Source organism: Methylophaga pinxianii (assembly GCF_020447225.1).
GTDB classification, from domain to species: Bacteria; Pseudomonadota; Gammaproteobacteria; order Nitrosococcales; family Methylophagaceae; genus Methylophaga; species Methylophaga pinxianii.
On record NZ_JAJAEO010000178.1, the window covers coordinates 16,655 to 30,937 of the forward strand.

General features: G+C 45.6%; 11 protein-coding genes. 4 read left to right on the forward strand and 7 right to left on the reverse strand.

Translation table 11 applies throughout. From position 1 onward, the window contains the following. Window positions 1-50: 50 nt before the first annotated feature. Window positions 51-818, forward strand: a complete 768-nt coding sequence (locus tag LGT40_RS10670) for an ATP-binding protein (RefSeq protein ID WP_226074090.1) — start codon at window positions 51-53, stop codon at window positions 816-818. Here LGT40_RS10670 and LGT40_RS10675 read toward each other — a convergent pair. The 7 genes from LGT40_RS10675 to LGT40_RS10705 form a co-directional block, all read right to left on the reverse strand. Beyond that, a complete protein-coding gene (locus LGT40_RS10675) occupies window positions 815-2,110 on the reverse strand; it encodes a sensor histidine kinase (protein WP_226074088.1) in 1,296 nt (431 codons plus the stop codon). The genes LGT40_RS10670 and LGT40_RS10675 overlap by 4 nt on opposite strands. After that, entirely contained in the window at window positions 2,100-2,777 is a 678-nt protein-coding gene (locus LGT40_RS10680) for a response regulator transcription factor (protein WP_226074080.1), read from the reverse strand. Before LGT40_RS10680 ends, LGT40_RS10675 begins: the two co-directional genes overlap by 11 nt. Next, entirely contained in the window at window positions 2,774-5,929 is a 3,156-nt protein-coding gene (locus tag LGT40_RS10685; RefSeq protein ID WP_226074078.1) for an efflux RND transporter permease subunit, read from the reverse strand. Before LGT40_RS10685 ends, LGT40_RS10680 begins: the two co-directional genes overlap by 4 nt. Then, window positions 5,922-7,091 carry an efflux RND transporter periplasmic adaptor subunit gene (locus LGT40_RS10690; RefSeq protein WP_226074076.1) on the reverse strand — a complete coding sequence of 390 codons (1,170 nt, stop codon included), beginning with the start codon at window positions 7,089-7,091 and terminating at the stop codon, window positions 5,922-5,924. The genes LGT40_RS10685 and LGT40_RS10690 overlap by 8 nt, the downstream gene beginning before the upstream one ends. After that, window positions 7,088-8,458, reverse strand: a complete 1,371-nt coding sequence (locus LGT40_RS10695) for a TolC family protein (protein ID WP_226074074.1) — start codon at window positions 8,456-8,458, stop codon at window positions 7,088-7,090. The genes LGT40_RS10690 and LGT40_RS10695 overlap by 4 nt, the downstream gene beginning before the upstream one ends. Window positions 8,459-8,530: 72 nt before the next feature. Further along, window positions 8,531-9,763 (reverse strand): multidrug effflux MFS transporter, encoded by a 1,233-nt coding sequence (locus tag LGT40_RS10700; protein ID WP_226074072.1) that lies wholly within the window; start codon window positions 9,761-9,763, stop codon window positions 8,531-8,533. Window positions 9,764-9,810: 47 nt separating this feature from the next. Continuing rightward, entirely contained in the window at window positions 9,811-11,106 is a 1,296-nt protein-coding gene (locus tag LGT40_RS10705) for a mechanosensitive ion channel family protein (protein ID WP_226074064.1), read from the reverse strand. A 357-nt stretch (window positions 11,107-11,463) separates the two neighbouring features. Here LGT40_RS10705 and LGT40_RS10710 point away from each other — a divergent pair, with 357 nt between their 5' ends. From LGT40_RS10710 to LGT40_RS10720, 3 genes are read left to right on the forward strand one after another with little or no spacing between them, the layout of a single operon-like run. Continuing rightward, window positions 11,464-12,954 (forward strand): SulP family inorganic anion transporter, encoded by a 1,491-nt coding sequence (locus LGT40_RS10710; RefSeq protein ID WP_226074062.1) that lies wholly within the window; start codon window positions 11,464-11,466, stop codon window positions 12,952-12,954. Window positions 12,955-13,002: 48 nt separating this feature from the next. Continuing rightward, window positions 13,003-13,863 carry a universal stress protein gene (locus tag LGT40_RS10715; protein ID WP_226074060.1) on the forward strand — a complete coding sequence of 287 codons (861 nt, stop codon included), beginning with the start codon at window positions 13,003-13,005 and terminating at the stop codon, window positions 13,861-13,863. Between the two features lie 23 nt (window positions 13,864-13,886). Continuing rightward, complete coding sequence (locus LGT40_RS10720; protein ID WP_432758077.1) at window positions 13,887-14,216, forward strand: TraR/DksA family transcriptional regulator; 330 nt, start codon at window positions 13,887-13,889, stop codon at window positions 14,214-14,216. Window positions 14,217-14,283 lie beyond the last annotated feature (67 nt).

The window sequence follows — 14,283 nt, forward strand, 5'->3', positions numbered from 1 at the left end:
AGTCGAACACCATGATAGGGGCTTTTTCTGAGCTCTCGGGAGTACAGCAGATGAACAATCTGGACTGGCATCAAATCCATGCCGCCGTATGGCGGGCGCATAGCCAAAAACTCAAAGCAATCAGCCGACTGGATCCGGTCCGGCTGGATCAACTGATTGGTATTGATACTCAAAAGCAGCAGCTGGTTGAAAATACCCGTCGATTTGTGGCGGGCGAAACCAGTAATCATGCGTTGTTATGGGGCGCAAGGGGAACCGGGAAATCGTCACTAATTAAAGCCGTATTAAATGAGTTTGCAGATCAGGGATTACGTATTTTACAGATTGATAAGGCTGAACTGGGTTGGTTACCGGAAATTCTGGATGATCTGGAAGATAGACCATTTCGGTTTGTAATTTTTTGTGATGATTTATCGTTTGAGCCGGGGGATGATGGTTTTAAACCGCTTAAAAGTCTGCTTGAAGGCGGTCTGGAATTACCGCCGGAGCATGTGCGGATTTACGCCACATCCAACCGACGACATTTGATGCCGGAGCAGCAATCAGAAAATCAGGCAAGCCGGGTAGTTGATGGGGAAGTACACTACACCGACAGTCTGGAAGATAAATTGTCACTATCTGATCGTTTTGGTCTGTGGCTGTCGTTTTACCCACCCAGCTGGGATACCTATCTGAATATGGTCGATACTTTGTTTGTGAATGTCGCCGTTGATCGGGATTTTTTACATGAACAAGCCAAACAATTTGCCATGCGTCGAGCCAGTCATAGTGGCCGTACCGCTGAACAATTTTATCGGCAGTTTTTGAACAGCCCCTAATCTGATTGTTCAGGCTGGAGGTCAATAATCACATCATGACCATTATCGTTGGCAATATTCTGATAAGACCACCCGAGTTTATCAGTCAGTTGCGCGGTCAGTTGTAGGCCGAGACCAAAGCCAAGCTCGGTAGGTGAAACATCCATATCATTGCTGTACTGTCGATTTATAATACTGATACGGGAGCCCTGCTGGTTAATAATGACCTGACCTTCCCACGTATGTTGGAAGGCATTACGAATCAGGTTGCCTAGAACGATTTTTGCTGCCACAACACTTATCGCGCAGGTGTACGGATGAGTTTGCATAACCAGCTCAACCGTTTTATCACGCAGCAAATAACGTAATTCTTCAGTAATCTCAAATAGTAACTGCGCTATATCAACGTTTGATTCAGGCAGTTTTTCGTTATCCTCACGACTTAACCATAGTAGCGTTTCAGTCAGGTGTTGCATGGTAAGACTGGCACGATCAATTCTATCGGCAATGTCCTGTTGCATTGGATTCAAAGTCGAAGCAGTCTGCTGTAAGACTTTATATTGCAATTCAATATTGTTACGAATGACACTGATAGGTGTCCTGAGTTCATGACTGGTATAACGCAGGAAACGGTGTTCACGATCCAGACTGCGTTGCACAGATGACAGACTGTTCTGGATAAGTTTTGCCATCTCATTCAGTTCCGGGTACATAAAATCCGGTGCTGGCTGAGAGAGATTTTCGGGAGTCAGGGATTGCGTCCAACTATGTAAACGACCAACTGGAGCTGAGATACTGCGCATTAACCCCCAGGTTATCAGCATTAACGAGACGGCGATTAACGCACTGACACCTAATAGTAGACGCATGCTGTCGGCCATATTACGGCTCATCAAGCTGGAAACATTTTCTCGAGACAGAACCCGGCTGATGTAGACCGACTGATCTGCCAAATCTACTTTAAGCGCAAAATATACTTTATCGGGTCGTTCTAACCAATGTGAATCATCTTGTTTTACCAGTGTGCCGCTTTGTAATGGCGGTCCATTAAAAACCTGACGAATCTCCAAGGGTTGTGCGTCCCATTGTCTGGAAAGCTGACTGCCACGGAAATTGACCAGCTCATCCTCTGCCAATGGTTGGTTGCTGGCCAGATAGGTCAACGCTGCATTTTCCATTCCGCCCGTAACAATATTATCCATACCCCGAAAAAACAGATGGGCACTGAGCAGGGAATAGCCCAGTACAATGGTACCGCCGAATGCTAAAAAGCTAACAGTAATAAGGCGTTTAAGCGTTATATTAACTTTCATTGTCAGCTCTTATGGCAATACCCACCCCTGGCAAGGTGTGTAATAGTGTTGTTTCAAAACCACCATCAATGGTTTTACGCAAATGATGCAGATGCACTTTCAAACTGTCGCTGTCTGGTACTTCCTCGCCCCAGATAGCTATCTCCAGACGTTGGCGGCTAACCACATTGGGGGATTCGCGTAAAAGCAATTCCAACATTCGCCAGCCGATAGGGGATAAATGCAAATTTATATCTGCCCGGCTTAATTGACGTTGTTGCAGATTCATTTGCAGATCACCGCAACGTAACAGTTGCGTCTGACCACTGCGTCTTCGCGATAATGCATCAATGCGCATCACCAATTCTTTCAGCTCAAAAGGCTTTACCAGATAATCATCTGTACCAGCAGCAAAACCAGCTTGTTTATCAGTCAATTGATCTCGTGCGGTCAGCATTAATACCGGGATATCGGAACCGTCATTACGCAAACGCTCACATACGGTTAACCCGTCAATACGGGGCAGATTCAGATCCAGCAGTAACACATCATAATAATTCTGCTGTAACAAATTTAATCCCGCGGCACCATTACTGGCATGATCACAGCTGATCGCTTCCAGTTGCAGATAATCCATCACGGTTTGTGCAAGATCGAGATCATCTTCAATCAGTAATACACTAATCATCGGGATGGTCCTTGTTCGGTTGCCGGAAGGATCACTTTGCTTCCTCGATGAAAATACTGCATCACATCATGTTGAATCATTAACAACAACGGAATCAATATCAGTGTTATAAATGTTGCAAACATAATGCCGTAAGCCAATGACACAGCCGCCGGAATCAGAAACTGTGCCTGTCTTGAAGTTTCACCTAACAGCGGCATCAATCCAGCAAAAGTGGTGAAGGATGTCAGCAAAACTGCCCTCAACCGATCTCTGGCCGACAACAGGATAGCTTGCTTCACATCTGTATATTCCTGTTTTAAATCATTAAATCTCGATACCAGTAGTAAACTGTCATTCACCACCACACCACTCAGCGCAATGATGCCATTGAGTGAAAGAATACCCAACGACAGATCATTCATCCAGTGACCCAGCAAGGCGCCGACAATACCAAAGGGGATAGCCGTCATAATCAATACCGGTTGAATATACGATTTCAACGGAATGGCCAGCAGCATATAAATACCCAGCATGGCCAACAAAAAGAGCTTTAGCATGGAAGATTGAGTTTCTTCCTGTTCGGCCGCCTCACCGGCAAAATATATTGTCAGACCGGGATATTTGGCTTCCAGTTGGGGCACCACATCACGTTTTAACTGAGCGACAAATTCTGTGACGGACAGTAAGTCCTTATCCACATCGGCGGATAGGTAAATGGCTCGTTTGGCATCTATCCGGGTAATACTGTCACGGGTAAAACCATAGCTGACATCGGCGACACTGGATAGCGGGATAACCGTGCCATCTTCAAGGCGAACTCTGGAGTTCAATACATCCGCAGGGTTTTGTCGATCGGCTTCAGGATATCGAACCTTCACCTCGATCTCATCACTGTTACGTTGGTAGCGCTGCACAACTTGTCCTGAAAAGCCCTGCAGGATTTGCCTGGCAAGCTCATCCGTGCTCAATCCCAATGCGCGTCCCTGTTGATTAAGCTTAAGTTGTAATTGTGGCTGACCCGGTTGCAAATTATCTTCTAAGCCAATGATGCCCGGCATCGGTTCCAGTAATTTGTATAGTTCGGCACCTGCCAGAGTCAGCACATCATCATCGTTAGAGCGTAGCTCCACTCGCAAAGCATCATCTGCCTGACGTCCACTTTGAATGCGCAAGCTGCGAACGGCTTCCGGCATGCCAACACGCTTTTCCCATTCGCGACGGAATTCCACCAAATCATAGGGAGAATCTGCAGCTAATTCTACGGTTACCCCACCACTATGATCCGCTTGCGAAAGCAATTGAAGATTGGCGATACCGCTTTTTTGAGAATCAGTTTCTGTCCGCAAAGCTTTATCAGTTTCATAGGCAGTACTTTCAAGCAGCATCAGCGTTTCATGGGTACGACCAAAGCTGACATCTTTATGCATGGCGATGTTGGCTCGTACGGTATCTCCTGGAATGGACGGAAAAAAGCTCATCCGAATACTGCCATTAAATGGCATGGAGAAAACGATGATAAATATCATGATAAATACCATCACCAAGCCATAACGAAACCGTAAACCAAATTCTATGGCTGGCTGATAAATTTTTTCAGCAAACCACTGCAATCCGTTATCCGCTCCATACTGTACTTTTCGCCATCCACTGGCGAGAATATTTTGTGATGGTGTTTTATGAGTATTTAAATGCGCTAAATGCGCCGGTAGAATCAGCTTGGATTCAATCAGCGACATTATTAGTGCTATCGCTACGACTGCTGCAAACTGCGAATAGAGCTCACCCAGTCGACCTTCAATTTGTGACAGGGCAAAAAAAGCTACCACGGTGGTAAATACGCCAAACATGGTCGGTACAGCGACTCGCATAGTGCCTTTGATAGTATTACGTAAAGTATCCCCTTCGCTGGAGCGGACACTGTAGATACTTTCTCCCACCACCACGGCATCATCAACAATAATGCCCAGCGCCATCAGAAACCCGAAAGTGGTAAACGAGTTGAGTGATAAACCTGCATAGGAATCACCCATAAAAAATAACGTCCCGAGAAACACAAAAGGCAGTCCCATAGCGACCCAGAATGCCACCGTCAGATTTAAAAACACTGCAAGTAATACAAAAACCAGCACGATGCCGGTCAGAGCATTTTTAATCAATAAGTTCAAGCGATCCATGATGCTGGTACTGCGGTCATACCAGGTTGCCAGTTCAACTTGATCTGGCAGTCTATGGCTGTTTTGCCAGACTTCCACAACGTCATAGGCATCTGCCACAGAATCAGCGATATCATCGAGGCCAGTGGTCACCACCTGCACTCCGATACTTTCTTTCGCCTGAAATCTTGACAATATGGACGTGTCATCATCAAAGCTGTCAAGAATTGTCGCCACATCACCCAGTAAGATCTGTTGCCCGTTAGCACCTGTAACTAAAGGGATCTTTGCAAAATCTTCTTTCAGATAGGCTTGTTCGGATGCATTGAGTTGCAGATAAATATTTTCATTGCGTAGTACCGCAGTTAACGGTGTCGAGGAATTGGTGTTAATGGCATTTTCAACGTCCGTTAATGACAGGCCATAGGATTGCAAACGGCCGTCATCAATTTCGATCATCATCATCGGATCCAGCCAACCGGAAATGGTGACTCGGTTAATAGTTGACTTGGTCAGTAAATCTGCTTTCAATGATTCGGCAAGTTGCTGAAGTGTATGGCGATCTGTGTCACCATAAAGTTGCAACCAGATGGCATGCTCTTCACGTTCAGCTTTACTGATGACCGGGTTTTTTGCTTCGGTTGGAAAGGTGGAAATCGCGTCTACCTGTGCTTTTACATCGCGCATCAAGGTATCAAGATCATAACCGCTTTGCATTTCAACTGTGACGGTCACCCCACTGCGAGTCGACTCACTGGTAATGGTTTTGATGCCAATGATGCCTTCCAACTGCTCTTCAATTTTGATTGCCAGACCTTCCTCTGATAATTTTGCCGAGCCGCTATCATAAGAAACTGAAATGGTCAGGCTGTCTGGCTCACTGCTTGGAAAGGCTTCTTTACGTAGATCTCCCACGGACATTAATCCAAGGATAATCACCACCAGCATTAATAAGTTTGCTGCGACCGGGTTGGTGGCAAACCAGCCAATCACTCCGCTACGACCAGTCTTACTCATCGTTGCCCACCTCAATAGGGGTCACAGTCATGCCTTCTACATAGCTGCTGATAGGTTGTAACAAAATTTGTTGCGGCAGATCACTCAGTTCTTCCGGTGGATTAATATAGATGTGGTTTTCGTCACTGAAGACCGGTGAGGCTGAAAATTTCGCCAGATTATTTTCACCGCTGACATACCATATCTCACCGCGTTGACTGAGACTGGTGGGGGGAACCTGCCAGAGATTATCCATCTCACGCCCGCCCAGACTGACTTTGACAAAGACACCAGGATAAATAGCAGGCTGCTTATCTAACGGTTTTTCCACCCCGACGATTAATGAACGTTGGCGTGTTGTGCCATCAAGATGTTGCTCAACACGCAAGACTTCACCTTGCCAAGAGGCAGAGCCTTCAACTGCAGATAAACTGACTGGCCATTCACCCGTTAACAACACGTTGGCATCAGGAAGGCTCTGCCACTCACGATCTGACAGCGAGACTTTTACTTCAACCCAGTCCGTGCTGTACAACGAAGCAACCTGGGTTCCGGTTTGCAGATAACTGCCAGGCGATACATCACGGGTAATAACTAATGCGTCAAAAGGTGCACTGATAATGCTTTGTTGCAGATCTTTTTCAGCACTTGCTAATAGCGCCTCAGCGTTTGCAACACTGGCTTCGGCGCTGGCCAGTTGTGGCACACGTAATACCAGTTCCGAGTCAGGCTCTCCATCCAGACCAGAGGCAAGCCATTCTGCTTGCGCCTGCAAGCCCTGACGTTCTTCTTGCATCAAGGCAAGTCTCGCCTCTGCCAATTGCTGTTTGGCCGCCGCGACGGCGGCACGATAATCGCTGTTTTCCAGCCGCAGCATTTGTTCACCTTTTTTGAGGCGAAAGCCTGTTTCAAACTGTGGTGATATTTGTTCGACTTGTCCTGCTACCTGGGTTGTCAGAGCTATCGAGTAATGAGGTTCTGTAGCACCGAACGCACTAATGCGGGATTGATAGCGACCAGGGGTGACCGTTTTTACGGAAACTTCCGGACTGATGATCTGGACTTGTTTGATGGGCAATGGTCTGTTGGCATAAGTGTCGATCATCTGTTGTATTATCAGATAAACAGCTATTAATCCAATCACCGAGCAAATAAAGACAATCCATTGAAAACGCTTGGTCATGCTTTTGCCTCCAGCCCCAATGCCAGACCTAAGGAAATTCGATTGAGCAAACGTTGATAAATCAGATCATCTAACTGTGCTTGCAAATCGTAGGTCTGTTGTTGAACGGTTAACAGGTCAAGAATATTCAGCAGCCCACTTCGATAATTGGCCTGATATTGCTGCAAATTATTTTCAGCGCTGGCAAGTGCCGTTTCAATATGTTGCTGACGTTTCACCAGGGCCTGCTCTTGACTGATTGCCTGCTCAACTTCCGTCACCGCGTTGAGTAACGTGTCACGATATTGCTGATAGAGAATAGCGGTGTCCAATTCACTGATTTCTGCTGCAGCGCGTAATTGTCCGCCCTGATACAACGGTGCTGTTAATTGTCCCAGTAAACTCCAGACAGGAGCGGTAAATAAACTTGCGCGAGGAGAGCTGCCCACATCTTCCAGAACCGCTTGTAAACTCAGACTGGGTAACAAATCTTTGTAGGCGACCTCGGTTCGTGCACTGGAAGCTTCAATAGCTGCATACGCAGCGAGCAGATCCGGACGACGATTTAAAGTTTGCAGGGGCAGATCAATTTCGGGAATAGCGACCTCTGGATATTCTGTTGGTAGCTCAAATTCCGGATTATCAACCTGTCCAATCAGAGTTTTGAGCTGGATATATTGTTGACGATAAACTTCCTTCAAACTTTCAATGCTGGCCGACGAGGTCGCGACAGCACTTCGGGCACTGTCAAGGTCCTCTAACGTCCCCAAGCCTTGCCGATAACGTTGCACAATAAAGCTTTCAGTTTGCTGCAAACTGGCATTACGCTGTTGTTCTATGTCAATGGCTCTCTGTTGGGCGATGAGGGTTAACCATACTTGCATCACTTCAGCAGCCAAGGTATCACGGGCAGATTGATACAAAAGGCTTTGTTCAGTGATATCCAGATCTGCAGCTCGTTCGTTATCTGCCAGTTTTCCCCATAAATCAGCTTGCCAGCTGACACTGACATCAGCCCCAAAACTGGCTTCATTGTCACGGCTATTGAGTGCTGAAATGCCGGCACTGATAAAAGGCCGTTTTTCGCCCGCAGCTTGTACCAGCTGAGATTGACGAATTTGCAGGGTTAACAGTGTTTGCTGCAAGCCGGGGTTGGATTGCATGGCGATCTGCAGCAAGTCCTCAAACATATCGCTATCTACCAGATCATTTAGATATGCCACATTAGTTTGTTGTGAGAGTGTTTGCCATTCTGGCACCTGCTGTTGTTCAGCAGTTATCAATCTATCGTAATCGGGTTGCTCTGGCGTCATGCTGCATGCCGTAAGCAACAGTAATGGCAGAATCGTCAGTGTTTTGAGGCTTCTATCTGGCTTGGTCACGTTCACCTGGTATCACGCTCCCTAATAAATGGGTGTCTATGTGACAGCCAATTTAGTGACCAGAGGGTTAAAACAAGGTTAACAGCCAGTTTTATTTGCTGGAAAGTGTTTGCAGCTATGCAAAATAAGTGTTTTTAATGTCAGGCCGGCAATTGCACAGCCAGTCATTACAGTGATCATTGGCCATAAACTGCCATCGCCAAGAGAACTGACCAGTAGACCACTGGCGGCACCGGATAAAAATCCAAAAGAACCAAGCACTGCGGTGGCGGTGGCACTGCTGCGTGGAAAGAACTCCACGGTGCTGGCGATGGCGTTCGATACGATAAGTGCTTGTGAACTAATAAATACCATGATGCCCATCACAATCATACTTAATGCCGGAGCGGGGCTGATCACAATATAAAACAGCATCATCAATCCGGTAACTACCTGCAGGATTTGTCCCAGTCTTAACAAACAAGGCGGATCGTAATAATGTAAAAGCCGAACATTAATACGATTCACCACAATCATCATTAATACATTAATGCCAAACAAAAATGGATAAACCGACGCAGACACATCAAAATACACCATATATACCGAGGGTGAAGCTGTAATAAAGCTGAACAAGCCACCATAAGTGAAACTCTGTGCCGCGAGATAGGCCAACGCTTTACGATGTGAAAGAACTTCATAGTAGCGCCGTAGTGCAGAGGTCTTATGTGTCGATATTTGTCGCGTTTCTGGTAATAAGCGATGCAGCAGTAGCCCAATCAGTAAAGCATAGACGAACAAAACAATAAAAATGGAATGCCAACCGGCGAGGTATAAACAAAGTGTTCCGATAAGCGGAGCGATTAGTGGGGCAATCATCATGATAATTGCCATATGCGACAGATAGCGGGCACTGTCACGGCCGCTGCTAATATCCCGAATTACCGCTGAGGAATTCACTATTGCCATACCCCCACCAATAGCCTGAACTACTCGCCATCCCCACAAACCATGCAATGTATGACTGAGCACAATGCCCATACTGGCAATACAAAATAAGATCAGACCCACAAAGATGATACGTCTGCGCCCGAAGTGATCGGACAAAGGGCCACCGGTTAACTGTCCAACGGCAAAACCGGCTAAAAATAAACTTAGTGATAATTCAATATCATGAATGCTGACAGCAAACTCCGAGGCCATTAATGGCATGGCCGGCAAGTAAGCATCAATAGCCAAGGGGGCAATCGCCGTTAATCCTGCCAGTAACAGGATAAGCTGTGCCACATTATGGCTGATGGTAGCTGCTTGTTTCTCTATATTTTCAGCCAATATTTTTCCTTTGGTTGTAAGCCAATCAGAGATATCGCCTTATGACTTTAGGGGGTATCTTTGCTTGTGTCACCAAGTGCCGGACTAATCGAAACGTCAGGCTTGGGTAAAGGCTGGGGTCTCAATTCACGCATATCAAACCCATTTGGTTGTTGGAACACTCTTAAACCAAACTCCGGCAAGATGGCCAGCAGGTGATCAAAAATATCTGAGGCTATGCCTTCGTATTCAATCCAATTAGTGGTATTGGTAAAACAATAAATCTCTAAAGGCAGACCATTTGCTGTCGGCTCTAGTTGCCGTGACATCAAAGTATAGTTCTGATGAATGCTGGGATGATTTTTCAGATAGTTATTCACATAAGCACGGAAACTTCCAATATTCGTGATACGACGGGTGTTCACCGGCTCTTTGCCCCATTCGGCTAATTGTTGGTTCCACTCATCAATATCTTTTTGCTTCTGCTTTAAATAATCATCCATCAAACTGAAACGGTGCAGTTTTTTCCGTTCATCATCTGCTAAAAAATGAATACTTTGCTGGTCGATTAAAATACTGCGTTTAATCCGGCGTCCCCCCGATTCCTGCATACCGCGCCAATTCTTGAAAGGATCAGTCAGAAAACGTTTGGTGGGGATCACACTGATAGTTTTGTCCCAGTTTTGTACTTTAACGGTATGCAATGCAATATCAATGACATCCCCATCAGCATTAAGCGGGGGCATTTCAATCCAGTCGCCGACACGAATCAGATCATTTGAGCTGATTTGCACACTGGCTACCAGTGATAGCAAAGTGTCCTGAAAAATCAGCAATAACACGGCGGCCATTGCACCCAATCCAGATAAGAGGATTAAGGGAGATCGATCAATAAGTGAGGCAATCATCAGGATGGTGGCAATCGCAAATATCGCAATCTTGATAACCTGAATATAGCCTTTGATAGGTTTCAGATGAGCATCGGGACGTTTACTGTATGCATCGTTAACAATGGTTAACAAGCTGCCAAGACCCAATGCAATGGTCAATACAATAAAAGCTGAAGTGACATTCTGGACCACCGCAATAGCCGTATCCGAGATGTTCGGGATAATGACGATTCCCGTCGACAGGATTATGGCTGGAACAATGTTTGCCATCCGTCTGATAAACGGCGAGTCTGCTAAGGATGAATAACGGCCCAGCTGGCTGGTTTTGAGTATTCGATAGACCCCACGAACCAGAATACGTTTGACCACCCAGTTTGCGACCCAGGAAACCAGTAATAATATGCTCAGGCCAATGAGCGTATAGAGATGAGGATAATTCTCCAACCAGTCGGTTATAAGGTAGTAGCTTTCCACAGTGCGCTCCACAGCTTTGTATCAGGTGGCAGATTGTAGCATTCAAACGATTATGAAATCTGACTGATAATGCGGTGTTTTACAGGCGAATATTTCCGTAAAGTTTTGAAGATAGAGCAAATTCCTGTATATTGGCCGGTTTTTCAAATAAGCCAAAATATCATTGTGAAGTTAAATCCACCCTAGCATATTACTTCCTCAGGATCTGATCTGATCCTTGATGTTTAACACATCACCTCTGCCAACAAAGTGGTTGTGAAAATCATAACCATCGCGAGTTAACTCGAGTGGACATCACCATGTCCTTAAGCCTGGCAATACTCTGTCTCTGAAAATTATGAACACAGGAAGAAACTAATGTTGCAAAACCTTAAACGAGATTGGTTTTCCAATATCCGTGGCGATCTGATCGCCGGAATTGTCGTGGCCTTGGCATTGATCCCGGAAGCCATTGCCTTTTCCATCATTGCTGGCGTCGATCCCAAAGTCGGCTTGTATGCTTCATTTTGTATTGCTGTGATTATCTCAATTGTCGGTGGACGGCCGGGCATGATTTCAGCGGCCACAGCCGCCATGGCGGTGCTGATGGTAACTTTGGTTAAGGAACACGGACTGGAATATCTTTTAGCCGCAACGTTACTTACCGGTGTTATTCAGATTGTGATGGGATATTTGAAACTGGGTAATCTGATGCGGTTTGTCTCACGTTCAGTGGTAACGGGCTTCGTGAACGCCTTGGCTATATTGATTTTCATGGCACAGCTGCCAGAGTTAACTAACGTGACCTGGCATGTCTATGCGATGACTGCGGCAGGCTTGGGCATTATCTATCTATTCCCGTACATCCCGACTATCGGTCGTTTATTGCCTTCTCCGCTGGTCACCATCATCGTGCTGACGGTCGTGGCGGTGCTGTTCAATATCGATATTCGCACGGTTGGGGATATGGGCGAATTACCGGATACATTACCGATATTTTTATGGCCGGATGTACCTCTTAATTTGGAAACATTGTCGATTATTTTCCCATATGCCATCGCCCTGGCCGTGGTCGGACTGCTGGAATCGATGATGACAGCCACGATTGTGGATGATTTAACCGATACTGCAAGTGATAAAAATCGTGAATGTAAAGGTCAGGGTGTGGCTAACATAGGTTCGGGTTTATTGGGTGGTATGGCTGGCTGTGCGATGATTGGTCAGTCGATTATCAATATAAAATCAGGTGGCCGAGGCCGTTTATCGACCATGACAGCCGGCTTGTTCCTTTTATTCATGGTATTGGTTCTGGATGATTTACTGGTACAGATCCCCATGGCCGCTTTGGTGGCAGTAATGATTATGGTGTCTATCGGCACATTTTCATGGGCCTCAATCCGTGATCTGAAGAAACATCCCCTGTCGACCAATATCGTTATGGTGGTGACGGTGGCCGTTGTGGTGTTTACCCATAATCTTGCGCTTGGCGTCTTTGTCGGGGTATTGCTGGCCGCCTTATTCTTTGCCAACAAAGTGGCCCATTTCATGGTGGTAAAAAGCGAGCTGAGTGAACATGATACGAAACGACGTTATGAAGTCAGAGGGCAGATATTTTTTGCCTCATCTGACAAATTTTCTGCAGCATTTGATTTTAAAGAAGCTTTAGAAAAAGTCGAAATTGATTTGAGCCATGCTCACTTCTGGGATATTACGTCGGTTTCAGCATTGGACAAGGTGGTGATCAAATTCCGTCGTGAAGGAACCGAAGTTGAGCTGGTTGGAATGAATGCGGCTACCGCAACAATAGTGGATAGATTTGGTGTACATGATAAGCCGGAAGAAGTCGAAAAAATACTCGCCGATCATTAGTGTTATTTATCGTTAATATCACTAATTAAAAGTTCAAAGGAGAGAGAAATGACAAAAATAATTGCCTGTATCGATGGTTCAATTACTTCACCGGCTGTTTGTAAAGCTGCCGCTTGGACCAGTCAACGTTTAACAGCGCCATTGGATTTATTGCATGTGCTGGATAAAACGGAATACCCCAAACCCGAAAACAGTAAAAATCTGTCCGGCAATATTGGTTTGGGAAGCCATGAGCATTTGCTGCAAGAACTAATTGAGTTAGATGAAAAACGCGGGCGATTGGCTTTAGAACATGGCAAAAACATTTTGCAGGAGGCCAGAGCGTTAGCCCAGCAACACGGCGCGATTGAAGTGACGACACATCAAAGACACGGCAGCCTAATGGAAACCTTGTCAGACTTGCAGGAGGATACGCGACTGCTGGTATTGGGGCGTCAAGGACAAGCGCATGAAAATGAAACACATAGTCTGGGAAGTCATCTGGAAAATGTTATTCGTGCTTTGAATAAACCTATTCTCATAACCTTACCGGAATTTACCATTCCACAACGTTTTATGATTGCTTATGATGGGAGTGCCACAGCAACCAAAGCATTGGAGAAAGTTGCTGAAAGTGAGCTGTTGAAAGGAATGCCATGTCATATCGTCATGGTGGCTGAAGACGATACCAGTCATCAGTCCAAACTTAATTCCGCATTGCAACATCTTCAATCTGCAGGTTTTGATGTCACATCTGCTTTATTACAAGGAGCAGTAGAACCGGCATTACATCAATATCAACGTGATAATGAAATTGAATTGATGGTGATGGGCGCATATGGCCACTCGCGGATCCGTCAGTTTCTGGTTGGCAGTAACACGGCAAAAATGGTGCGGATGAGTGACATTCCGTTATTACTACTGCGTTAATCAGGATACAACCCTTGAATCAGATGAATATTGTGCAGTTGGAAAACTATCGACAAAAGTTACTGCAGCTTAAACTGGCATTGTTGACGGATAATGAAGCCGATACGCTGAGTATGGTTGAAATACACCCTGCACAATTGGACGGCTTATCCTTTCGTCAGCAAATTCAACAGCAGGAAGCATTGAAGTTTAAACAAGCGCAATTACAGGCAATCGATGGCGCATTGCGACGTATCGAACAGGATGATTTTGGCTTTTGTTTTGTGTGTGATCAGGCTATCAGTGAAGCACAGTTAAATTTCGATTTGACAGTGACTCGCTGTATAAAATGTGCAGATACTGCGTTCGATTGATTTTCAGTTTTTTTACACTATTAAGACTACAATTACTTCGCATTACGGTATCTGATATTAATTGGAA

Excerpts from the sequence above, each read along its gene's own strand:
- LGT40_RS10720 (WP_432758077.1), top strand. The coding sequence starts at position 13,887 with ATGAATATTGTGCAGTTGGAAAACTATCGACAAAAGTTACTGCAGCTT.
- LGT40_RS10675 (WP_226074088.1), bottom strand. The coding sequence starts at position 2,110 with ATGAAAGTTAATATAACGCTTAAACGCCTTATTACTGTTAGCTTTTTA.
- LGT40_RS10710 (WP_226074062.1), top strand. The coding sequence starts at position 11,464 with ATGTTGCAAAACCTTAAACGAGATTGGTTTTCCAATATCCGTGGCGAT.
- LGT40_RS10690 (WP_226074076.1), bottom strand. The coding sequence starts at position 7,091 with ATGACCAAGCGTTTTCAATGGATTGTCTTTATTTGCTCGGTGATTGGA.
- LGT40_RS10670 (WP_226074090.1), top strand. The coding sequence starts at position 51 with ATGAACAATCTGGACTGGCATCAAATCCATGCCGCCGTATGGCGGGCG.
- LGT40_RS10680 (WP_226074080.1), bottom strand. The coding sequence starts at position 2,777 with ATGATTAGTGTATTACTGATTGAAGATGATCTCGATCTTGCACAAACC.
- LGT40_RS10715 (WP_226074060.1), top strand. The coding sequence starts at position 13,003 with ATGACAAAAATAATTGCCTGTATCGATGGTTCAATTACTTCACCGGCT.
- LGT40_RS10685 (WP_226074078.1), bottom strand. The coding sequence starts at position 5,929 with ATGAGTAAGACTGGTCGTAGCGGAGTGATTGGCTGGTTTGCCACCAAC.